Consider the following 22,296-nt stretch of genomic DNA (forward strand, 5'->3'; position numbering starts at 1 on the left):
CCTGACAGTCCTGTCTGGCCTATAGGCGTATTCGCCATAGTTATGATTGTTATTTTTACGCGCTACTGTAAATGGTGACAGCGTTAATAAAGAAATATTCTCTATCGTGATTCATGGAACGATCGCTGTTGTGCCTGACAGCTAAGGGCATCAGGATGCGGACTCTGGATATTGGGAGTTCGCCCCTGCTTTTTTCTGACTGTTTTTACTGAACAATGACAATAGATTGCGTCTGCTCAGCGACATTTTTCCCGCTCCCGGAATTAACCACGCCCGGAAAGTACATTTTTCACCCTAAAAGGGTGTGTGCAATCGCCATATTGGTCTAAAAAACAGCACAAGTCATATTTTTCCGGGGTACTGTATATTTATACAGTATTTATTCTATAGAAGAGCTGCCCTCTGTGCAGGATGACGGAAACAGGCCAGTGAAGACCGAAAACACCGGCAGGATTTCTCATAATCCGGGGAGATATTTGATATCTGTTCACGTCCACCAGCAATGAGGCCTGCCCTCGCGGACACCGCTATTCACTGCTACTCAGATGTTACCGCTGCGAGGTCGCTGCCTGTGGACCGGCGTTGCCCTGAGCTGCCGCGGGGGAAAGCGTATAAGATCTGCAGTACCGTTTCCGGCAAAGTGGGATATCAGGGAAAAAGGACGTGTGTCCGGGGAATACCGAAGTGCATCCGGCAGAGCGCGATTATCTGCACTACTCTCAGTACGTAGTCTGCCACTGCATACCGTAACGCCTGCAAAAAAATCCGGCCAGGTCCCGGAGTACAGCACCTGGCCGGAGGGATTGCTCCGCTTCAAAAACAGAGCATTGTCATCAGAAAGGATCAGGCAATCGTGTGAGCCAATGTACCAATCTTGCTGATTTCAACTGAAATATGGTCCCCCGGGAACATAAACAGTTGCGGGGTGCGTGATTTACCCACACCTCCCGGTGAACCGGTGATGATCACATCGCCCGGTGCCAGCGGGGTGAAACAGGTCACGTAAGCAATGATGTCCTGCACGGTATGGATCATATTGCCCGTGGAGTCATGCTGCACCTGCTGATCATTCAGGAAGGTTTTGATATCCAGTTGCTGCGGGTCAGGGATCTCATCGGTGGTGGTCATGGACGGACCAAAACCACCGGTCGCCGGCCAGTTTTTACCGGCGGTGAACCAGGTAAACTGCATATCACGTACCGTCGCATCCATAAAGCAACTGTAACCTGCCACATACTGCAGAGCCTCACTGGCCGGTACCTGGTGTGCGGTTTTTCCGATGATCACAGCGAGTTCGCCTTCATAGTCGAACTGTTCGCTGCTGGCGGGTTTCTGCAGCGGCGTGTTGTGTGCTGAAAGCGTATCGGCAAAGCGTACGAATAACGTCGGCGCCGGGTTAGTTTCACCGAATTCCTTACGCTTCTCAGAGTAGTTCATGCCGACACAAAGGATTTTACCAGGATTCTCAATGACCGGTAAAAAAGTAATTTCGTCTGGCTGGTGATCTGCAGGTTTATCAGACAACGTAGCAATCTCGCCCAGGGCACCGGCTGTCAGTACCGCTTTAAGATCGCTGTAATCCACATATTTACCGGCATCGATGATACCGTTTTCCCGGATGAGACCGAAGCTGTGCTGACCATTATTATTTATTTTAAAACTGCATAACTGCATAGTAATTTAGTGTTCTTATGATTGTGAGGGTCCCCATATTATTACGATTGTGACGCAGCAGATCCAGCAGGAAAATGCTTTCAGTTGAACATATTACGTCTGTTCCGGCCGTTTTCCCCGGTCACAGATTCCACATCTTCCTGATAAATATCATTATTTTTTAAAAATTCAAAGATAGTTGATCATCCTGCTTAACCGGCTCAGTGTTAAAATTAACTACTGATAAACAAGGGAATTAAGCTAAATAACAGAGGTCAACACCGGTTTTCATTGTACGAACAGCTTAATTCGCTGCTGAACTACCCAGCCCGCCGTGGCACCGGGGCCAGGCTCCGGTTACTGGTGACTGAACTCTGCCAGTGGTTCCCGGCGGCAGACTGTGCGTAATTGCTCACGAAGCCAGCGGTGAGCAGGATCTTTGTCCGAGCGCGGATGCCACATCTGCGATACGGTAATTCCGGGGACCTTCACCGGGAGTTCGAACCGGCGCAGAGCGCCTTCCCCCGGCAACGCGGAAATTCCGGGGTAATTTTGCAGGAACGATGCCGGCACCTGGGCGATAAGTTCCGAGCCTGTCACCACGGCCAGTGCCGGCGCAAACCCCGGCACCACAGCCACGACTTCCCGCTGAAAGCCCAGCTCTGCCAGTGCACTGTCTATCGGCCCGTTGTATTTCCCCCGCCTGGATGAGGCAATATGCGGCCAGCGGATGTAGTCCTGCAGCGTAATACGGGTTAACTGTGCCAGCGGATGATGGCTGTTAACCACCCCGACGAACCGGTCACGAAACAGGGCCTGAAGACGGATTTCCGGCCCCATATCCCCGGCCACGCCGATCTCAATATCCACCCGCCCCTCGCGCAGCTGGCTGACGTTTTTTTCCGGCTTAGGGATAAAGCATAGCCGGACGCCCGGGGCCTGTTGCGAAACTACAGCAATCAATGCCGCGCCGAATGCACTGATAAACCCGTCATTGGCCCGCAGGATGAATGTACGCTCCAGTTCCGGCAGGCAAAGTGCGGTGGTGTCCGGCCGCAAAAGCTCTCTCGCGGCAAATACTGTTTTCCGGGTACGTTCGCGGATCTCTTCTGCATAGTGGGTGAGTATCATTTCCCGTCCGGCTCTCACCAGTAACGGGTCGCCGGTCACCGTCCGTAAACGGCTGAGCGTACGGCTCATTGCGGAGGCACTCAGCCCGAGTCTGCGGGCGGCACCGGCCACCGAGCGGGTCGTCAGCAGCATATCCAGCGCGGTTAACAGATTAAAATCAGCCTCAGCCATCGTGAGTTTTCCTGTTGATGTTTTAACCATGGCGTTGTGTGCACTATATAACTGCAAACAATGCACCTTCCGCCTGCTATCCTGAGAGAGTATATTCCCCCCCTTTACAAATCAATGCGCAACCCGGATCGCTTTTTCCGGGCGCAACAAGAAGTAACCGCGGAGACATGTAACATGCTTTTTTCTGATATGCCGGGTGATGAAGGGCTGCCCGGACGACAGCGCCGGCTGGCAATGATAGCAGTGATGATGACCACAGCGATGACTGTCTTTGATGCATCGATGGTCAATGTTGCCCTGCCGCAAATTGCCCGCGCGATGAATGTCCGGGCATCAGAGATTATCTGGGTATCGAACGGCTATCTGTTAGCCGCCGCCATGACACTGGCGATTTTTGCCTCACTGGCCCCCCGGGTGGGCTATCGTGTTCAGTATCCCTGCGGTTTACTGGTTTTCACGCTTTCGTCGCTGGGATGTGCATTATCCGATACCCCGCACACGCTGATAGCCATGCGTATTCTTCAGGGGATTGGGGCTGCCGCGACCCTGAGTATTGGTCCGGCGGTACTGCGTTCAGTTTTCCCTAACCGGTTACTGGGCCGCATTCTTGGTATGAATGCGCTGCTTGTTGCGTCAGGGACAGCCATTGCGCCGTTACTGGGCGGTACATTGCTTTCAGCGTTCAGCTGGCAGTGGCTGTTTGCGATTAACCTGCCGCCGGGAATTCTGGCAATTACTCTGGCCATGCGCGTTTTGCCGGAACGGGTAAAAAAATTACCGAGCCTTTCGATATTAAAGGGGCTTTTCTGTCGGCCATTGTACCCGGCAGCCTGATCATGGCCGCGGACAGTTTTGCACTGCACGGCGGGCAATCATTAACCTCAGACACCGTACTCCATGCGACAGGTTTCCTGGTACTGGCGGTGGCCGCGGGAGCTGCGTTTATCCGCTGTGAACGCCGGGCCAGTAAACCGCTATTACCATTGTCTATCTTTTCGTCTTCACGTTTTTCACTGGCTGCACTGACCTCAATGGCATCATTTATCAGTCAGGGGATCACTTTTATTGCGCTGCCATTCCTGTTCCAGAATGTGTATGGCTACAGCGCGTTTATCTCGGCATTACTGTTTACGCCGTGGCCGATTGGCATCATTCTGGCCGCTCCTCACGCCGGCCGCCTGTCAGACCGCTTTCCGCCAGCGCTGATCTCCACGACCGGGCTCTGTATTTTTGTCACGGGTCTGGCGCTGCTGGCTACCCTGCCGGAGCATGCCAGTGTCCTTGATATCTGTCTGCGCAGCCTGGTGTGTGGTATCGGTTTTGGCTGCTTCCAAAGCCCGAACAACCGCGAAATGTTATCCAATGTGGCGCGGGAAAACAGCAGTTATGCATCCGGAACACTGGCCATTATGCGGATGTTCGGGCAATGCATGGGCAGTGCCGCCATCGGTGTGATCCTCGCGCTATTCAGCCAGAAAGATCTGCACAGTGAAAGTCATGCCGTACATATTGCCCTGTGGGTTGCCGTGGCTTCCTGCCTGATTGCAATTACCGTCAGCGTCAGCCGCATTCGTCGCCCCTGATGCTTCACTGCCGGGGCTTCAGCCCCGGTGGCTACCTTCACGGGTCCCGGGTTCCCGCGCGTAACCTGTCCTCAGCAGCCTTCCGCCCGACCGTCCGGCAAGTGATGTTCAATAAACCGCTGCAGGATCCCGGTCGCCTCCGGGGTTTCAGTGATTTGCGCCAGAATAGCATCAGTATCCCTTCCTTCCTGACTGAAGACCGTCCTGTTTCTCTCTATCATCGCTCTGGCGGCCGCGACCGGGAATTCCGGATGGAACTGGGTGGAAACCGCATACTTTCCGTAACGGATAATCTGATGGGGGTCGATAGCCGACCGGCCAAGCACCTCTGCCCCCGCTGGCAGCCGTGTCACCGACTGCATATGCGTCAAATGCACCGGGAAAGTGGCGGGTAAATTCTCCAGCAAAGGATCGGCCGCGGCAGAGGGAGTCAGGCTGACCGGTAAACATCCTGTTTCGCGAATGCAGTCAAGATACCCCACCTCGCCGCCCAGGGCATGAGCCATCAGCTGATGACCGTAACAGACACCCAACAGCGGCATCTCTGCGGCCATCGCCTGACGTATCCATTCTGCGGTGGCCTCACTCCACGGCAGCCGATCCGTCACCATATCCCAGGAACCGGTGATCACGGCCAGCCGCGCGGGATCCGGTGCCGGTAAGGCTTCCCCTTCAAATACCCGTACCACCTGAAGGGCAGATAATGGCCGGCCAATGGCCTGACTGAACCACTGCGGTAAATCCCCGTACTGCTGACGGATCGCAGCCGGGGGTGTCCCGGTCTGAATAATGATCACTGCTGACTGTGCCATAAAATTCCCTGTGTAACGGTTAACCCTGCGAATAGTAATAGCCGGAAAGCGCCATTATCACAACCGGCTTTCGACCCGGGCCGCCGTGTTCAGCGATGATCAACAAAAAAAGTGACACCGTCACTTAATTTCGCCGGAACTATGCAGTGAAAATAGCAACCTTCACGTCCGGCGAGACAGGTTTTAGCGGACAGGCTCCTGTATCCGCGTCGTGCAGGGCCGTACCGGCGGTAGTATTCTGAATACCGGGTATTTATTCACCGGCTCAGGAGGCATTTTCCTGCGGGGACTTTCCCCTTACCGGTAATCGTTCTATGATTAGGCCGAATTTTTATTATTTGGGCGTGTTATGAAAACAATTATTGAAGGGTTTCTGAACTTCCAGAAAGAAGTTTATCCGGAGCGTAAAGCACTGTTCCATAGCCTGGCATCCAGCCAGAATCCGAAAGCTCTGTTCATCTCCTGCTCAGACAGCCGTCTGGTTCCTGAACTGGTTACCCAACAGGAACCTGGCCAGTTATTTGTCATTCGTAATGCAGGCAACATTGTGCCGTCGTTCGGCCCGGAACCGGGCGGTGTGTCTGCCACCATTGAATATGCCGTTGTAGCACTGGGTGTCCGCGATATCATTATCTGTGGTCATTCGAATTGCGGTGCCATGGGGGCTATTGCCAAATGTCAGGATATGCACAGCATGCCGGCCGTCGAACACTGGCTGCGTTATGCCGATGCGGCAAAAGCAGTCGCAGATAATAACGAATATCCGGACGAAGAACATAAAGTCAGTGCGATGGTACGTGAAAACGTCATTGCACAGCTGAATAATATTAAAACTCACCCGTCAGTCGCTGTGGCACTGCGTAATAACAAAATCCGCCTGCACGGCTGGGTGTATGATATTGAAAGCGGCGAAGTTCAGGCATTAGATCGCGGTGGCAAGAAATTTGTCTCGCTGGCCGAAAATCCGGATACCTGCTTCGAATAACGCTTGCCGGCATTCGCTGACTGACACTGCGGGTCTCCGGCCCGTAGTGTCGATTCTCAGTTTACCTCCGAACCGATAGCAGTCCCCGGGAGCTATTCCGTGACCCGGTAAGGGTATCCCTCGCTTCACTCTCCTTATTCGCTTTTCACACCGGCCCCTGCGCTGTTCGTATTACCGGCAACCTTATCCAGCCCCTTTCCAGCCCGGTGATAAGCACCCGCGCCTGGCGGCGCACCCTGAAAGCCTGTCTGTTATCCGTATTACCGCCGGCATTACCAGATAACATCCCGGTCGGATACTCTGCGGTTTTTATACCTGAGGCTGGCAGCACAGTTGCCGTATCCTCTGCGCGCGGTTGCCGGGGCATTGCGGGATAATTTCCCTTTTTTGCGGTCTCAGTTTAAGGTAGAGAAAATTAGCGGTTCATTTAGGGAGAATGCGATGAGTACACCGGTTGACCGATCGGCTCTTGATACACTGTTCCATCAGGCACGTACCCACAGTCACTGGCAGGATAAGCCCGTGACTGATGATATTCTGCAAAGATTGTATGAACTCACCCGCCTTGGCCCCACGTCGGCCAACTGCTCACCCGCCAGATTTGTCTTTGTGAAATCGGATGCCGGCAAAGAGGCACTGAAACCCGCCCTGTCTTCCGGGAATATCGAAAAAACGATGGCCGCCCCGGTCACCGTGATCGTGGCCTCTGATATGGCTTTCTATGAAAAGTTGCCGGGCTTGTTCCCGCATGCAGACGCCCGCAGCTGGTTCACCGGCAGTGAAAGTCTGGCACGGGAAACCGCTTTCCGTAACAGCAGCTTACAGGCCGGATATCTGGTCGTCGCTGCCCGCTCGCTGGGGCTGGATGTCGGTCCCATGTCAGGGTTTGATGCAGAGAAAATTAACGAAGTCTTCTTCCACGGGAGTGACTGGCAGGTCAATTTACTGATCAATATTGGCTACGGGGATGATTCGAAACTGCATGGCCGCTTACCGCGTCTGGATTTCGACGACGCCTGCCGCTTTGCCTGATAAAACACCTCCCGGATCCGCGATCCGGGAGATTTCCTGTAACAATACGCACAGCTCATTCCAGTAGGATAATCGCAACAGCCGCTGCTGTTTACTTCTGTTCATCATCTGTCCATGCCGGGTCAATATACCCCGGACCGATGCCGTATAATCCCATAATCGGGATCATTGATTCGAGCAGCAGAGAACTGTCTCTTGCTCTTTCCGCCGACGGACTCCGCGTTGCCAGACCGGAGAGTCGTTTTAACTGCTGCCATAACCCGGATGCCATGATATTTTCCCCGCTGAGTTCTGATACCTACAGTTCAGCCTGAAAATCCCTTAAAGGGAAATATCAAATTTATCGCTATTAGGGACAAAAATCGCATTAGCGAAGCACGTATCCGGGTACAGCGTCAGATCGACCTGAGGCGGAATAACAATCTGAACCTCGTCGCAGTGACGCTATTGCCGGGGACCGGTAATTTTTCCCTGAATATCGGCAGTTTTACCCTGAGCAGGAAGAAATTTTTCGGTGACGTTAATTAAGATTTAGTTAACTTTCTGCGATAGTATCCTGTACAGGCCCTTTTCCTTTTACTGAGGACACAATGTTCGATATCACCAGCTATAGCTTTTTTGTGTTATCTGTTTTTCTGCTGTCAGTCACCCCCGGCCCGGATATGGCTTATGTGATCGGACAAAGTGTGGTCAATGGCCGACGTGCCGGGTGCCTTTCTGCCAGCGGCGTTGCGCTGGGAAGCTGTACCCATGCGCTGGCCAGCACTCTGGGACTGACCGCAGTGATCGCTGCTTCGCCGCTAATGTTTTCGATAGTGAAATTCCTTGGTGCTTTGTACCTGATCTTCCTCGGGGCAAAGATGATCCTGTCGACCTTCAGGAAACAGACCTCATCCCCTGCAGAAGCCGTCGCTCCGGTGACCGGTATCGCTGCCGGGAGTTTGCTATGTAGGGGATTTATTACCACGCTGACCAACCCTAAAGTATTACTTTTCTTTATCTCTTTCTTCCCGCAGTTTGTCACACAGCATGGCGCGCATCAGACCGCGTCTTTCCTGATCCTCGGCATGACCTATGCCCTGGTCGCCTTTATGGTCGATATCTCCTGCGCACTGCTGGCAGGCGGAGCTTCTGATAAATTCGCGGGAAATCAGCGTTTACAGCGGGTGATGGACAGGATAGTGGGGACCGCATTTATCGGTTTAGGGATCCGTCTGGCGCTGACCCGCCGTTAAGGGCATCCCCGGCAGCAGACGCGGGAAAGTTAACAAGGGAATGCCACGCATTCCCTTGTTGTTACGCGACCAAAACCGCGTGTCACGACAGGGAGTGATACGGGTATCAGTCCGTGCTGGCGGTACTGCCCCGACCTGCCCCCGCCTCCCGCACGCGGGGCAGCCTTTTCATCGCAAGTGATGCATATCCACGTAGCACAACATAGGAATGCAGAAACATTCCTGATCTGAACTGTCGCTTATTCATCATCCGGCAGGTCGAAACAGTGCTGGATAAAGTCTGTCGCCTGTGCGACTCCCTCAGCAGAAATCGTATGCGGTACACCAGGCTGATAGAACGAGGTGACCTCCACGCCGTCCGCCGCCAATTGTTGCTCTGCCCGGCGGCTTTCGGTCCACGGGATCACCTGGTCGTCCTGACCGTGGATCAACAACACCTTAGTACCCGCGGCCGGATGCAGGGGCGGCGGAGAGGCGAGACGTCCTGAAAACGCGATAACGCCGGCCAGCGGCAATGCCGCCCTTGCCAGAGCGTCCAGAGACATAATACTGCCCTGCGAGAAGCCGGTCAGCAGCACTTCATCCTCAGACGTAATCTTGTACTGACGGAATATTTCCTGCAGAGTGGCGTCGAATCCGGCTCTGGCTTCCGCGATCCGCGCCGGGCGGTTTTCTTCCGTCACCCCGTTTACGCTGAACCACTGATAACCGGAACCCATGTCACACGGAAAAGGAGCATCCGGTGCAATACAGATCAGTTCCGGAAACGTCTCTGCCCAGAAATCACCTAACCCCTGCAGATCCGCACCATTACTGCCTACTCCGTGTAACAGAATTATAATTTTCTTACTCATAGTTGTCCTCTTACAATCCCGGGCCGGGTCAGCCAGACACGGCTGGCACACTGCCCGCCGGGTTAAGCGTGTCTTCGAATAATCGCGCTGTCGCTGTTTTGCCGCACCGGACGACAGATCTCCGGCCCTCCGTAAGACCGGACGCGGAGAACGGGCATCCGGGAAGTATACAGATGATGCAACGATGCGCATTTCAGATGCCCGGCTCGCGGTGACCCGCACGAAAATGCGGAACACCGTTTTGGGTCGCGGTGCCGGCGGCGGCAAGCGCCTTTCACCAGGAATGATTGTGCCGTATCCGCCAGTGTAGCAAAAACTTAAGTGAATGTTATCCGGCAGGCATCGGCGAAGAGGATCTTTGCCCTGTCCTCCGGGGAAACGGCTGTGGAAAGTCTGTGATTGTGGTTCGTGCAGGGGTTGATTCCACTGACCGGGACAGTCATAGATTTAACGTGTTTCCACCCGGCCATAGTGATCCAGCCTGCCTTCCGGTCAGAGAGGCAGGACTGCCTTGGGGGTTAAAGCTGAACACCGTTATTTTGCGGCGGAGCGCCCGCGGTCAGAGCCACGGGCGTGGCAGCATCAGAATCCTTCCAGCACAATTTTACCGCGTGAACGTCCGGTTTCTATCCTGCGATGCGCTTCGCGCAGGCTGGCGGCAGTAATTTTACCCGCATGTTCATCCAGGGTGGTCCGCAATGTCCCGTTATCAATCAGAGACGCAATATCATTCAGGATCTCATGCTGACGGCTCATATCTTCCGTCGTATACAGCGAACGGGTAAACATCAGTTCCCAGTGCAGGGAAATCGCTTTACGTTTCAACGGGATGGCATCCAGCGCTTTTGGATCATCAATTAATCCCAGCCGCCCCTGCGGGGTCATTATCTCAATCAGCTGGTCATAATAATCGTCGGTATGAGTCAGGCTGGCCACATAATCGACAGAACGGATACCTTTCGCCGCCAGTTGTTCACTGAACGGCTGACGGTGGTCGATAACATGATCGGCACCGAGGGATTCAACCCACTGCTGTGTTTCCGGGCGTGAGGCGGTGCCGATCACCGTCAGGCCGGTCAGCCGGCTGGCCAGTTGTGTCAGAATGGAGCCCACACCCCCGCCTGCACCGACGATCAACAGGCTTTTCCCCTGGCCCCCTCCGACCTGTAAGCGGTCAAAGAGTAATTCCCAGGCGGTCAGGGAGGTCAGCGGAAGTGCGGCGGCTTCTGCGGCACTCAGGGTGGCCGGTTTGCGACCGGTAATACGTTCATCCACCAGATGATACTCTGCATAAGTGCCCGGGCGGATTAACGACCCCGCATAGAAGACTTCATCCCCCGGGCTGAATAATGTGACACTGTCACCTACGGCTTCCACCACGCCGCAGGCATCCCAGCCAAGAACTTTGGGTGAGGACGGGTTATCACTCTGACGTACTTTAGTATCGACAGGGTTTACCGAGATGGCCTTAATTTTCACCAGCAGGTCATGACCGGAAGGCTGCGGTTTTTCCAGTTCAGTGTCATACAGCGATTTCGGGTCGGTTAGCGGTAAACCTGCCTGCTGATAAACGATAGCTTTCATTTGCACACTCCTCGGGTTGGCTTCGGGTCACAGTCTCTGCTGTCTGTCACCATTCTGGCCGACGGCCGGCAGCGGAAACAGAGCTTTTGCAGAGTAAGACTTTCACTATTTTTGTGAAAACAGATACGATTACTGCCGGAAAACGGGACAATCTGGCCCGTCAGCATGGCACGGTAACGGAGGCAATAATGGTTCGCCCTGAAGATCTCGGGTTATTTCTGCGCGTGGCTGCACTGGGGAGTTTCTCCCGCGCGGCACGTGAGGCTGGCATCTTACCGGGCCAGGTCAGTGCGGCTATCCAGCGACTGGAAACCCGGCTCAATACCCGGCTGTTTGCACGTTCCACCCGCAGCTTACGGCTGAGTGCGGAAGGGGAAAAATATCTGCCTTATGCGCAGGAAATTCTGTCAGTGATGCAGGCAGGTGAAGAGATCCTGCATCACCGTGACAACGAAATACGCGGCACCCTGCGTATTGCACTGCCTTCAGATTGCGGCCGCAACCTGCTGCTGCCCTGGATCAGTAATTTTTGCCGCGAGCACAACGAACTGACTCTGCAGCTATCCCTGTCTGACCATATGAGTGATATTTTCCGCGACCCGGTCGATATCGCCATCCGTTACGGTATTCCGGATAATCGTCAGTACATCGCACAACCCCTGGCAGAAGAGAATCGCCGGGTACTGGTGGCCTCGCCGGATTATCTGGCGCGTTGTGGTCAGCCCCGCTCCCCTGAACAACTGGCTCAGCACACGTGCCTGCTCTATAGCCTCAATGGCCATATTTATGATAAGTGGGCATTTCCACAGGCCGGAGGCATGCAGCGCATCGCGCTGACCAGTCAGTGGCTATGTGATGATGCCGATGTGGTGCGGCGCTGGGCGGTAGCGGGTCACGGTATCGCCTATAAGTCGTGGATTGATGTCAGTGAAGACGTGGTTGCCGGACGACTTAAGCTGCTGCTTACCGATATTCCGGGAGAGCCCGCCCCGCTGTATCTGATTTGTCCGCACCGTAAAGAGTTTTCACCGGCCATCCGCTTATTACGCAGCGAACTGAGCCGCCATCTGCAGGAAATCACCGGCAGACTGCCGGAGGCGCTGAAGCGGGCTTCTGCCCACTGACATCATTAAATTACCTTGATCTTCCAACGATCCTTACCTAAGGTCTGTTGATTAACCGTCACCGGGGTTCCCCGTCACTGGCCCGCGGCCTGCAGTAAGCCAATCGCCACTGCTGAGGCACGCCGTTCTCAACGCCCCGGCCGGGTCTGCGGCCACGGTTATTTGTCTGGCGTTGTACGCCGGGGCATTTACCCCGACCGGAAGTTTTTTACGGCCCGGCAACGGGCCTGTTGCGAAGCGACGCCGGAACTCATGATCTTCCGCTTTACTAAGAGAATAACTGATGAATGACACCGCCATCACCCCGTTTGATGCTACCGCCTTTTTTAAGCGTTTTTCCCATGGCACCTTTGATACCGGAGAAACCCGGCTGAATTACGTCGCCGGGGGTGAGGGAGAGCCGTTGCTGCTGGTACCTGGCTGGCCGCAAAGCTGGTACTGCTGGCGCTATGTGATGCCCCTGCTGGCGGATGCCGGACGACGGGTGATTGCGGTCGATTTACGGGGTATGGGGGACTCATCGGTCGGCACCCGGGGCTATGATACCGGGACGCTGGCCACCGATCTCGCGGCCCTGGTCGCCAGTCTGGGAGAAGCTCCGGTAGATATCGTGGCCCATGATGTCGGCAGCTGGGTCAGCTATGCGCTGGCCTGCGATCATCCGGCGCGGGTCAGGCGTCTGGCGCTGTTTGATGCGTTGATCCCTGGGCTGCCAGTGCCTGCCGGTAACGATCCGGCCCCGTCTCCGGCGAAACAGGCCGCCGCCACCTGGCATTTCAGTTTTAACCTGTTAGCCGATTTACCGGAAATATTACTGACGGGACGTGAAGCGCAGTTTCTGGACTGGTTATTCGATAACAAAACCCGTAACCCGCTGGCTATCAATGCCCGGGACCGCCAGGAGTATCTGCGGGTCAACAAACGGCCGGGTGCCTTGCGCGCGGCACTCAGTTATTATCGCGAGGCCTTCAGTGAAACAGAGTTAAGGCGCACACAACAGCGTTCTCAACAGACGCTGACCCTGCCGGTCCTCGCCGGGGGGGCGGCACAGGGGGCTGGTCATAAATTACAACTCAGCCTGCAGGCCCGCTGTGAACGGCTGGAAGCCGCACTGATTGAGTGTGGACACTATATCCCTGAAGAAGCCCCGACGGCACTGGTCCGTGCCCTGTCCGGTTTCTATGCCCGGTACCCACACGGATAATCCGGACGTTTACTGTGTTCTCTTAGCCCTTCCCCGCCCCTGCGACGGGCGGGGGAGCGAGTCCCGGCTCACTGATTGCGTACCAGGCGGGGATTCTGATATGTGTAACAGTAGAAATAGTCAGTTTCTGTGCGCTCTGTAGCTTCAATTTTGTCATACAGAGCCAGCGCAGGTACGTTATTTTTCAGGCAATTCCAGGTCAGTGTTTTTCCGGCCCCGGTACTGTCCACTAAAGAGGTCATTAACCGGTAGCCATACCCCCTCCTCTGAAATTGCCTGAAGATAACTAACAGCGAAATTTTTATGTTTTCGTTTTCTGCCTGCCGGTGAATGATGCCTGCTTTTACGTCATCAATGATAACCCAGCGAAAGTCTTCACGCCGGAGAGCACGGCTAAACCCCTGCTTCTGAAATTGTTCATCCCAGCCAAAAAGGTCCTGTATAAAAGGCTGCATATGCTCTTTATAGACCTCAAACAGATCCATTTGCGGATCCACTTTCTGATATTTTACAGCCATTACGCGGGTCCTCACTCAACTCCGGGAGTGATTGAAATTTGTTCTTATAAGCATCACAGATAACAAGTGCCACGACTTTCCAGCCTGATTTTCTTCAGTGATAGCCTACAGATCACTGCAAATTAATAAAACTCCATACCTTCATACGGTTCAGCCAGGCAGGCACTCAGACGGCTTTTCAGATCACCATCGTGGATTTCGAGCTTGTGCCCGTCAGGGTCCAAAAAATAGACGGACTTTCCTTCACTCTTATTTATCTTCCACTCGGTTACGCGTTCCCTGTGATGGCGATAGCTCTTGTAAATTCAGAGTGTAGGCTAAAACAGAGGGGTAAGGTGTGTCATTCCGCAGAGTCACACACCTTATCGCCACTCCTTCTGTCCGGGCCGCACGCCAGAAAGCAGCGAACGGCAACCGTATCAGCCTCCTGCCGGGGTAACCCTTTAGTCCCCCCCAGCTTCCCCCCGGTCAGGGGCCGTTTATCTGCCAGACTGTTCAATAATCGGTTGAACGGGTCAGTGATTCCCAGTCATCGATTTCCTGGCCTAATGCCGCCAGTTTCTGACGAACTAAGCTCAGGGCATCACTGCCTAATAACAGATGCGCAGGCGGCGTCTGGCTGTCGATTAATGTCAGTATGGCATGCGCCGCTTTCACAGGGTCGCCCAACTGCTTACCGCTTTTTTCCTCACGTGCCTGACGAATAGGATCAAATGACGCGTCATAGTCCGGGAGTCTGCGGGCACTGCGTACCATCGATCGGCCTGCCCAGTCGGTACGGAACGAGCCTGGCGCGACCGCCGTCACATGGATGTTGAACGGCGCAAGTTCTTTGCTTAAGGTCTCTGAGATCCCTTCCAGGGCAAATTTACTGCCGCAGTAGAAGCTGATCCCGGGCATGGTAATAAAGCTGCCCATTGAAGTGATATTGATAATATGACCGCGGCGTCGCTGGCGCATGCCTGCCAGTACGGCTTTGATCATCGCCACGGCACCGAACACATTAACGTCAAACTGGTGGCGCATCTCAGCGAGCGAAGATTCTTCCATGATGCCTTCATGACCGTAACCGGCATTATTGACCAGCACATCCACCGGACCGGTGGCAGATTCCACCTCCGCCACCACCTCATCAATACGCCCGAAATCTGTGATGTCCAGCAGCCTGCCGTAGGCGTGTGTATGCTGTGCTTCGAAAGCCTCCAGTGCCTGCTGGCTGCGCACGGTGCCAATGACCCGATGGCCTGCCGCAAGGGCTTCCTGTGCCAGTGCCCGCCCAAAGCCACTGCTGACGCCGGTAATTAAAATCGTTTTTGCAATTGTCATAATGCCCCCCATGAACAGTACAGGTTGCAGGATATTCTGCGTTCTGCGAGATTATCAGACCGTATCTTCTCTTTTTCTTGCCTGATTTTATGAGGGACTGTCATGTCCGGCATCATTCCCCTTGCTAAAGCTCTCGCGCCGCTGGAGGGTTATAACCTCACGGCGTTACCTGACGTACGAATTTTACGTGCCGACCGCCCTCTTTCAAAAACACCGGTGCTCTACGACCCGGGGATAGTGATTGTCTGTCAGGGCAGTAAACGCGGCTATTTTGGCCGGCAGACCTATGTGTACGATGAACTGCACTACCTGGCGGTTTCGGTGCCGGTCCCGTTTGAGATGGAAACCCGGGCATCTGCAGAACATCCGTTACTGGCAATTTATATGCATCTGGATTTTCAGCTGGCCGCTGAACTGATATTGCAGATTGAACAGCATGGCGCATACCCTGCCGCCGCCGCACCGCAAAGCATGATGTCAAGCCCGATGGACGCAACGGTAAACACTGCCGTTCAGCGTTTACTGGAGGTGCTGAACAATCCTGCTGAAGCAGCGATCCTCGGGCCGGGCCGGGTGCGGGAACTCTATTTCCGGGTGCTGACCGGGGCACAGGGCAATGCCATGCGTGCCGCACTGACCCTGCAGGGGCAATTCGGTAAAATCGGTAAAGTGCTGCAGCAGATCCACACGTCCTACGCCGGGGCGCTGACTCTCACTCAACTGGCGCTGGATGCCGGGATGAGTGTGCCGACGTTTCACAGTCACTTCAAAGCCATCACCCAAATGCCGCCGATGCAGTATGTGAAATCGGTCCGGCTTCACCAGGCCCGGATGCTGATGGTGCGTCAGAAAATCACGGCCGCGGCCGCAAGTTATGCGGTCGGCTATGAAAGTCCGTCACAATTTAATCGTGAGTTCAAACGCTTGTTTGGTCTGCCCCCGGCAGAGGAGATTAAACGCATGAAGCAGCACTTCGCCGTGCCGCCTGAGCAACCAGCATCGATATTTGTTTCTTCGCATTAAGGCAGAGGTTGATCTCCCCTGCCTGATACTCCCTGTGTTCAGGGCTCCTGCAGCCGCGCCAGCATACTGACCCTGCAAACGTAAATAATCGCGCACAATAACAGACTGAGCAGCATCGTACAGATAAAGACCCCTGCACCGGTTAACGCCAGCATGACCCCGCCGATTAATGGCCCGGCAGCAATCCCTAGTGTCGACAGCATTGACGCGCCGAGATAAGCCCCCCGATATTCTGCAGGCGCCAGTTGATCGAGCAAAATGTTCAGATTCGGCATCAGGATCGCTTCTCCGACACTGAACACCGCGGTCACCATCAGCCAGGGCCAGATATCCGGCGTACGTACACAAAAGAAACAAAGTTGTGACACCGCAAATATGGCCCCGCCCAAAAGAATACGTTTTGGCAGCGGAACATTTGTCAGAAATCGCGTCATAAAGGTCTGGAAAAACAGCACCGTACAGGCGTTTGTGACCAGTATCAGGGTGATCAGCCTGACCGCGGCATTACTGTTAAACCGCAGGATATACTGTGGCAGTATGGCTTCGTAGTGCATAAAAACGATACTGCACAAAATACTGCATAGCAGCGCCGCAATGTAGATTTTATCCCTGGCAATAATCCCGGTGACGGTGTGGATTTTAATCGTCACGTCGCTGCCCTGCTGTGGGTCCTTCTGTAATTTACCCGCAGGAATAAACAACAGCACATAGACGAAAAACGGAACATACGACAGCCCGGTGATCAGGAATGTCCCTTTCTGAGAGGTCAGCCCAAAGGCTATCCCGACCAGCGGACCAAATACCGCCGCGATGTTGACAAGGTAATAGCGCAGTTGCAGAGCAAGTGCACGGCGACGACGATCTCCCAGTAAATCACTCATCAGTGCGCGCAACGGGGGATCGACCCATGCAAAGGAAACACCTATGATCATCAGGCCGATGATAAACAGTATGATGCCGGTTGCCTGCGCAAGAAGGATATATCCCAGCGCAGAAAACCCGCAGCCCAGCATCAGGATAACCCGCCGCCCGAGCCGGTCCGAAATATGCCCACCATACATACCGAGCACCGCCGAGAACAGTGCGCTGCTGGTCATTGCCAGACCGATGGCGATCGGCGACATATGATAATTCCGTGTCATGATCACTGCGATAAACGGCCAGGCCATAAAATAACTGAAACGGATCACCAGCGTAAAAAAGAGCAGCGAGTGAACAGCCAGCGGAAACGTTTTCAGCGTCCGGAATAATCCAGGGGCGGGCCCCTCTTCAGCAGCAGAACTGGTTGTCATAATCTATCCTTTTTATAATTTTAATTTGTCAGAGTGCGGTCACAATTAACTCACTCAATATTAATAAGATTATTCCCCATCACCCGCAATATAAATATAAGTGTCCGGTTTGATTCACACGATAATAAGGTAAAGATCACTGATGGAAGAGCAATCTATGGGAAGCCATTGAGTCGCGAATACAATTCGGTGATTACTGCTGTTATAAACAGTAGTCTGCTACCGGAGAGGGTCTGACGGGGAGACTTCCCCCCCTCTGAACGTCTGTACGCCGAAAATCTCTCCGGTGCCAGCCCGGGCTACCGGGTTGCGGGTTATGGGTTACGGGTTATACGGGTTGCTAGTTGCGGGTTGCGGGTTGCGGGTTGCGGGTTGCGGGTTGCGGGAAAAATAGTGCTGCCAGCCGGTAATGTCAGGCTAATCATTTAACCGCCGGTGTTTCTGTTGAAACCGGCGAATACCGGTATCAGGCGGTAACTGATACCGGCGAGATAACGTTATCTGCATCAGTCAGCCGGTTATCACTCCCGGCGAGGATCCGGGAAAAAGTCTGCACCATGCACATAAAGATCTGCCCGCGGCAATTGTTACCTGATACGTTTTTCCATGCGGGCACTATTTTCTGTTGCAGAGTGATAAAGGTTTAGCTCATAGTGATGATTCGCTTCATCAGCCTCTGAAGGAGAGCAATAGTCATGACATTGACCGCCGGCGTACATCACATTGGTTTAACGGTCTCAGACCCCGAAGAAAGCGCTGAGTTTTTCACCCGCCTGCTGGGCTGGGAGGTAGTGAAAAGGCTCGACGATTATCCGGCCATCTTTGTAAAAGATAAGCAGATAATGATCACGCTATGGAAAACCCAGACTGAAGCGCCCGTTAACTTTAATCGTAAAACAAATATCGGATTACATCACCTGGCCTTAAGGGTTAACACCAGAGAGGAACTGTTGCGGACTTATGCGGTATTAAAGGAAAATAATATCGAAATAGAATTTGAACCCACGCCCCTCGGCGAAGGGCCAGCAATGCATATGATGTGCTATGAACCCGGCGGGATACGTATCGAGTTTTACTGGGCGGAGTGATTTACCGGTCTCTGCGCAGCATCCTGCCAGGGTACCGGGTTTACTGTCTGAGATTCACGGTAATCCTTCCCGGGGTCACCCAGCCCCACTCCCTTCCTCTTTTACTTCTGCCCCCGCCTGTCTGTCGGTTCAATGGTACCCACTATAATCGTACTGAGTGACTCACCGGAGACCCGATAGCGTCACCGGCCGGGGGAACAAATCAGTCCCGGGTCAGTAATTGGTGGCTTAGATTTCGCCCCGGAATTCATTCAGTTGCATGGAAATCGTCTATTTAAGAATGGATGACTTCACGTAAAGGCTTGCTGACACGCAATGGCGGTATTTTCATGTCAGCGATAGCACCTGCATATACAAAAATTTACAACCAGTCGCTATTTGCAACAAGTCACGCAATAGTGCTATGTTATTACATAACAAAACACAAGCGATGGTCTTTGATGAATAACCGTTCCCCGGATTCGATTCCCGTTCTTGACGTCAAAAACGTCAAAGTCTCCAGCGGTCATGATGTGCTGGTCAACGAATGCAGTTTTTGCCTGTACGGGGGCGAACGCGTATGTATCATTGGTTCATCCGGCTCGGGTAAGTCGCTGACTGCAAAGGCTATCATCGGCATCCTGTCAGCAGAACTAACCTTTCAGGGAAGTATCCGTATTAACGGAACCTGTGTCGGCGGAGTTCACCCTTCCCGAAGACCTCAACACGCACGGGTTTCAGCCGTCTTTCAGGACTCTTCTGCCGCGCTGAATCCGTTGATGCCCGTGGGTTCCCAGCTTAAGTTGGTGCTGAACGCGGAGTGTAACGCAAAGCTGCCAGCATTACTGGATGCGCTACAGCTGGGCGATATTCCGCAGTTACTCTCCCGTTATCCTGCGGAGCTCTCCGGGGGACAGCGTCAGCGCATCTGCATCGCCATGGCTCTGATGGCAAATAACCGTTTACTGATTGCTGATGAACCGACGACGGCGCTGGATGTGATCAACCAGCAGCACGTTCTGCAGGTACTGAGTCACCGTTCAGCCCTGGTTGATCCCCCTGCTCTGCTCTTTATTACTCACGATATCGCCGTGGCTACGCAGTTGTGCGAGCGGGGTATCGTGATGGAAAAGGGGCAGATTGTGGAACGTGGCACAATGGCTCAGCTCCTGAATGCGCCGCAACATCCGTATACCCGCAAACTGGTACAGGCAGCACGCGCGGCTGAGCGGGTGTTGAAAGTACATTCCAGTGAGGCACTCCCCGGATGAGCACGACGTTACCTGCTGTCTCTCCCGCTTTCATCCAGGTCGACAGGATTTCCCGTTACCGCAACCGGCACGCATTCCCCTGGCAGAAGGCCACATCTGCAAACGCTATTCTTGATGATTTTTCATTAACGTTGCACCCGCATGAACGTGTGGGTCTTCTCGGGTGTTCGGGATGCGGAAAATCAACGCTACTCAGAGCTATCATGGCGCTCGATGTGGTCGATAGCGGAGCGGTATATTGCAACGGGAAGCGGGTCAGGCCGGGTCCGGCCCGCACATTACGCTGGTATCGCCGGCAGGTTCAGTACCTTCCCCAGGAACCCGCCAGCACGTTGCCTCCGGCAATGCGCGTCCGGGATATCCTCAACGAGCCGCTGAGACATTCAGGCCATCGCCGTCACGCGTCTTCCGATCTTGCCGCATCTCTTGAACAGGTGGAGCTCAGCCCGAAGATCCTCGATAAGCATGCAGGCTCTCTTTCAGGGGGCCAGGCCCAGCGGGTCGCGCTGGCAAGGGCGCTGATCATTAAGCCTGATTTCCTGCTGGCCGATGAGCCGGTCAGTGGTCTTGACCTTCCTCTGCGGGAACAAATCAAATCGTTACTTTTGCGAATGACTGAAGAGAACCGCATGGGCCTGCTGGTCGTTTCCCATGATATTTCTTTGCTGGCCGGGTTATGTGACAGAACGCTGGTCATGGCGGCGGGTGAAATTATTGAGGATCGGCCAACTCCGGAAATGCTGCATTTGCCCCATCATCCGCATACGCGCCAGCTCCTGAACGCGGTACCGGGTCTGTTTTCTCCGGTCCTTCCCGCAGACAGGGATGAATATACACCAAAACCTGGCGGTAGCTTCAATACCACGGCTCTGCATATCAATAAGGATACACATGAATACGGGTAAAACCTTCCGGCCTGTTTGTGGACTCTTGTCAGCGACCTTATTACTTACCGGCTGTTTTAATGAACCGCAGGATCAATCGGCCAGTGGCAACGAAGGCAGGATCAGAGTGGCGCATCTTCAGCCACCACGTTCCGGCCTGACGCCGCTCAGTGATGATGCGTTCAAGTTATCACGCTGGGGCACAGCAGAGACGCTGGTCGTCCTCGATAGTGCCGGTGAAGCGCAGCCGGCACTGTCGATAAAATGGCAGCAAATGAACGATACAACCTGGCGCTTTGAACTGCGCCCGGACGTCAGGTTTCATGACGACAGTAAACTGACGGCACAGGTGGTTGAAAATGCCCTGAACGTTGCTGCCAACGCCACACCCAAACCCCGTATCCTTGATGGTGTAAAACTCACGGCAAAAGCAGAGGGGGATAGCACAGTACTAGTGACAACGGCGAACAAAGATGCCCTTCTGCCTCAACGTCTTTCCAGCCCTCAGCTGGCGATCCTGTCTCTGAATGCCTACAAAGAAAATGGCGTGGTGGATCCGGTTAATACCGGGACAGGGCCATTTATTTTACGTCGCGTGGATGGCACCAGCAGTGCATCACTTGACCGTTTTGAGGGCTACTGGGGTGAAAAGGCGAAGGCAAGCGGGATCGACGCCAGTTTTGTCCCGGACGGGACCGCGCGCGCGGCCGCATTACGTACCGGTACGGCGGATGTCGTTGAAGCGATCCCGGTCTCTCAGGCTCCGCTGCTGGAACCGTCGCTGGTGCATGAAGTGCCCATGCCAAGAACCAATACGCTGTATCTCAACACGGCCCGGGGCGTTATGAAAGATCCTGCGATGCGTGCCGCGGTACGCGACGCGGTTAACCGCCAGCAACTTGTCGATAATGTCTATGAACACCACGCCGATGTTGCTCAGGGACTGCTGGGTCCGGCATTACCCTGGGCGGCTAAACTCCGTAAACCGGTGGCAGACCCGGGAACTGCGGGTACGCCCGACGGGGCCACCCTCACGCTGGCAACATTCAGCGATCGCCCGGAATTACCGGAGGTCGCGATCTACCTCGCGCAGCAACTGACCGCTGCCGGCTTTACTGTGAAACAAGTGGTTCGTGAATATGCTCAGATTGAAGCGGACGCGCTGGCTGGAAAGTTTGATGCGTTTATTCTATCCAGGGCAACTGTTCTTGATTCCGGTGACCCGGTCGCCTATATGTACAGCGATTTTTCCTGCAAAGGTTCGTTCAATATTTCTCAGTTATGCCGCCCTGAAATTGATGCTGCGTTAATCAAAGCCGGTGAAATACCAGCCGGTGAGGCCCGTCGTCAGGCCATTATGGAGGCTGAAAACCTTATTCTGGCCAGTGATGCCGCCATTCCGTTGCTGCATGAGCGGGTTATTCAGGGGGAAAGCGCGGTACTGAAAAATGCGCAACGCGACCCGCGCGAACGTACGCTCATCGACGGCAGGACGCAGTTAGTCTCCGGCGACCAGAATACGGACGCGCTGTAATTAATAAGGCTAT

The 22,296-nt window shown here is 54.2% G+C and carries 19 protein-coding genes and 2 pseudogenes; 11 read left to right on the forward strand and 10 right to left on the reverse strand.

Going from position 1 to position 22,296, the window contains the following annotated elements; translation table 11 throughout:
* Nucleotides 1–843: 843 nt before the first annotated feature.
* Both GTPT_RS10880 and GTPT_RS10885 read right to left on the reverse strand, forming a co-directional pair.
* Nucleotides 844–1,674, reverse strand: a complete 831-nt coding sequence (locus GTPT_RS10880; protein WP_029990264.1) for a fumarylacetoacetate hydrolase family protein — start codon at nucleotides 1,672–1,674, stop codon at nucleotides 844–846.
* Nucleotides 1,675–2,010: 336 nt separating this feature from the next.
* Nucleotides 2,011–2,955 carry a LysR family transcriptional regulator gene (locus GTPT_RS10885; protein ID WP_029990265.1) on the reverse strand — a complete coding sequence of 315 codons (945 nt, stop codon included), beginning with the start codon at nucleotides 2,953–2,955 and terminating at the stop codon, nucleotides 2,011–2,013.
* A gap of 174 nt (nucleotides 2,956–3,129) precedes the next feature.
* On the opposite strand from GTPT_RS10885, the pseudogene GTPT_RS10890 reads away from it, so the two are divergent.
* A pseudogene (locus tag GTPT_RS10890) lies at nucleotides 3,130–4,538 on the forward strand (MFS transporter).
* Between the two features lie 71 nt (nucleotides 4,539–4,609).
* On the opposite strand, the gene GTPT_RS10895 reads toward GTPT_RS10890, so the two are convergent.
* Complete coding sequence (locus tag GTPT_RS10895; RefSeq protein ID WP_029990266.1) at nucleotides 4,610–5,350, reverse strand: glutamine amidotransferase; 741 nt, start codon at nucleotides 5,348–5,350, stop codon at nucleotides 4,610–4,612.
* A gap of 349 nt (nucleotides 5,351–5,699) precedes the next feature.
* Between GTPT_RS10895 and GTPT_RS10900 the strand changes: the two genes are divergently transcribed.
* Together GTPT_RS10900 and GTPT_RS10910 are read left to right on the forward strand one after the other, a co-directional pair.
* Entirely contained in the window at nucleotides 5,700–6,335 is a 636-nt protein-coding gene (locus tag GTPT_RS10900; protein WP_029990267.1) for a carbonic anhydrase, read from the forward strand.
* Between the two features lie 441 nt (nucleotides 6,336–6,776).
* The gene (locus GTPT_RS10910) at nucleotides 6,777–7,367 is read left to right on the forward strand and encodes a malonic semialdehyde reductase (protein WP_025901645.1); all 591 of its coding nucleotides are present in this window, start codon (nucleotides 6,777–6,779) and stop codon (nucleotides 7,365–7,367) included.
* A gap of 91 nt (nucleotides 7,368–7,458) precedes the next feature.
* Here GTPT_RS10910 and GTPT_RS10915 read toward each other — a convergent pair whose 3' ends face one another.
* Entirely contained in the window at nucleotides 7,459–7,638 is a 180-nt protein-coding gene (locus GTPT_RS10915; RefSeq protein ID WP_025901646.1) for a hypothetical protein, read from the reverse strand.
* A gap of 319 nt (nucleotides 7,639–7,957) precedes the next feature.
* Here GTPT_RS10915 and GTPT_RS10920 point away from each other — a divergent pair, with 319 nt between their 5' ends.
* Entirely contained in the window at nucleotides 7,958–8,602 is a 645-nt protein-coding gene (locus tag GTPT_RS10920) for a LysE family translocator (RefSeq protein WP_029990269.1), read from the forward strand.
* Between the two features lie 239 nt (nucleotides 8,603–8,841).
* Here the strand turns inward: GTPT_RS10920 and GTPT_RS10925 are convergent, their stop codons facing one another.
* Nucleotides 8,842–9,456, reverse strand: coding sequence for an alpha/beta hydrolase (locus GTPT_RS10925; protein ID WP_025901648.1), 615 nt, complete (start codon nucleotides 9,454–9,456; stop codon nucleotides 8,842–8,844).
* A 582-nt stretch (nucleotides 9,457–10,038) separates the two neighbouring features.
* A complete protein-coding gene (locus tag GTPT_RS10930; RefSeq protein WP_029990270.1) occupies nucleotides 10,039–11,040 on the reverse strand; it encodes a zinc-binding alcohol dehydrogenase family protein in 1,002 nt (333 codons plus the stop codon).
* 188 nt (nucleotides 11,041–11,228) lie between these two features.
* On the opposite strand from GTPT_RS10930, the gene GTPT_RS10935 reads away from it, so the two are divergent.
* Together GTPT_RS10935 and GTPT_RS10940 are read left to right on the forward strand one after the other, a co-directional pair.
* Nucleotides 11,229–12,164, forward strand: a complete 936-nt coding sequence (locus GTPT_RS10935) for a LysR family transcriptional regulator (RefSeq protein ID WP_029990271.1) — start codon at nucleotides 11,229–11,231, stop codon at nucleotides 12,162–12,164.
* 283 nt (nucleotides 12,165–12,447) lie between these two features.
* Nucleotides 12,448–13,368, forward strand: a complete 921-nt coding sequence (locus GTPT_RS10940) for an alpha/beta fold hydrolase (RefSeq protein ID WP_029990272.1) — start codon at nucleotides 12,448–12,450, stop codon at nucleotides 13,366–13,368.
* Between the two features lie 68 nt (nucleotides 13,369–13,436).
* On the opposite strand, the gene GTPT_RS10945 is transcribed toward GTPT_RS10940, so the two are convergent.
* From GTPT_RS10945 to GTPT_RS10955, 3 genes and pseudogenes are all read right to left on the reverse strand, one after another.
* Complete coding sequence (locus tag GTPT_RS10945; protein ID WP_029990273.1) at nucleotides 13,437–13,886, reverse strand: GNAT family N-acetyltransferase; 450 nt, start codon at nucleotides 13,884–13,886, stop codon at nucleotides 13,437–13,439.
* Nucleotides 13,887–14,008: 122 nt separating this feature from the next.
* Nucleotides 14,009–14,158: pseudogene (locus GTPT_RS17850) on the reverse strand (glutathione transferase); the annotation flags it as partial.
* A gap of 223 nt (nucleotides 14,159–14,381) precedes the next feature.
* Nucleotides 14,382–15,212 carry an oxidoreductase gene (locus GTPT_RS10955; protein WP_029990274.1) on the reverse strand — a complete coding sequence of 277 codons (831 nt, stop codon included), beginning with the start codon at nucleotides 15,210–15,212 and terminating at the stop codon, nucleotides 14,382–14,384.
* Between the two features lie 102 nt (nucleotides 15,213–15,314).
* Here GTPT_RS10955 and GTPT_RS10960 point away from each other — a divergent pair, with 102 nt between their 5' ends.
* The gene (locus GTPT_RS10960; RefSeq protein ID WP_029990275.1) at nucleotides 15,315–16,235 is read left to right on the forward strand and encodes an AraC family transcriptional regulator; all 921 of its coding nucleotides are present in this window, start codon (nucleotides 15,315–15,317) and stop codon (nucleotides 16,233–16,235) included.
* A gap of 38 nt (nucleotides 16,236–16,273) precedes the next feature.
* On the opposite strand, the gene GTPT_RS10965 is transcribed toward GTPT_RS10960, so the two are convergent.
* A complete protein-coding gene (locus tag GTPT_RS10965; RefSeq protein ID WP_029990276.1) occupies nucleotides 16,274–17,527 on the reverse strand; it encodes an MFS transporter in 1,254 nt (417 codons plus the stop codon).
* Between the two features lie 695 nt (nucleotides 17,528–18,222).
* On the opposite strand from GTPT_RS10965, the gene GTPT_RS10970 reads away from it, so the two are divergent.
* From GTPT_RS10970 to GTPT_RS10985, 4 genes are all read left to right on the forward strand, one after another.
* On the forward strand, nucleotides 18,223–18,615 hold the full coding sequence (locus GTPT_RS10970) for a VOC family protein (RefSeq protein ID WP_029990277.1): 393 nt from the start codon (nucleotides 18,223–18,225) through the stop codon (nucleotides 18,613–18,615).
* A 440-nt stretch (nucleotides 18,616–19,055) separates the two neighbouring features.
* Nucleotides 19,056–19,865: an ATP-binding cassette domain-containing protein gene (locus GTPT_RS10975; RefSeq protein ID WP_081671447.1), complete on the forward strand. Its 810-nt coding sequence runs from the start codon at nucleotides 19,056–19,058 to the stop codon at nucleotides 19,863–19,865.
* Nucleotides 19,862–20,770, forward strand: a complete 909-nt coding sequence (locus GTPT_RS10980; protein ID WP_081671448.1) for an ABC transporter ATP-binding protein — start codon at nucleotides 19,862–19,864, stop codon at nucleotides 20,768–20,770. Before GTPT_RS10975 ends, GTPT_RS10980 begins: the two co-directional genes overlap by 4 nt.
* Entirely contained in the window at nucleotides 20,757–22,283 is a 1,527-nt protein-coding gene (locus GTPT_RS10985; RefSeq protein WP_029990280.1) for an ABC transporter substrate-binding protein, read from the forward strand. Before GTPT_RS10980 ends, GTPT_RS10985 begins: the two co-directional genes overlap by 14 nt.
* Nucleotides 22,284–22,296 lie beyond the last annotated feature (13 nt).

Source organism: Tatumella ptyseos ATCC 33301 (genome assembly GCF_000735525.1).
GTDB classification, from domain to species: Bacteria; Pseudomonadota; Gammaproteobacteria; order Enterobacterales; family Enterobacteriaceae; genus Tatumella; species Tatumella ptyseos.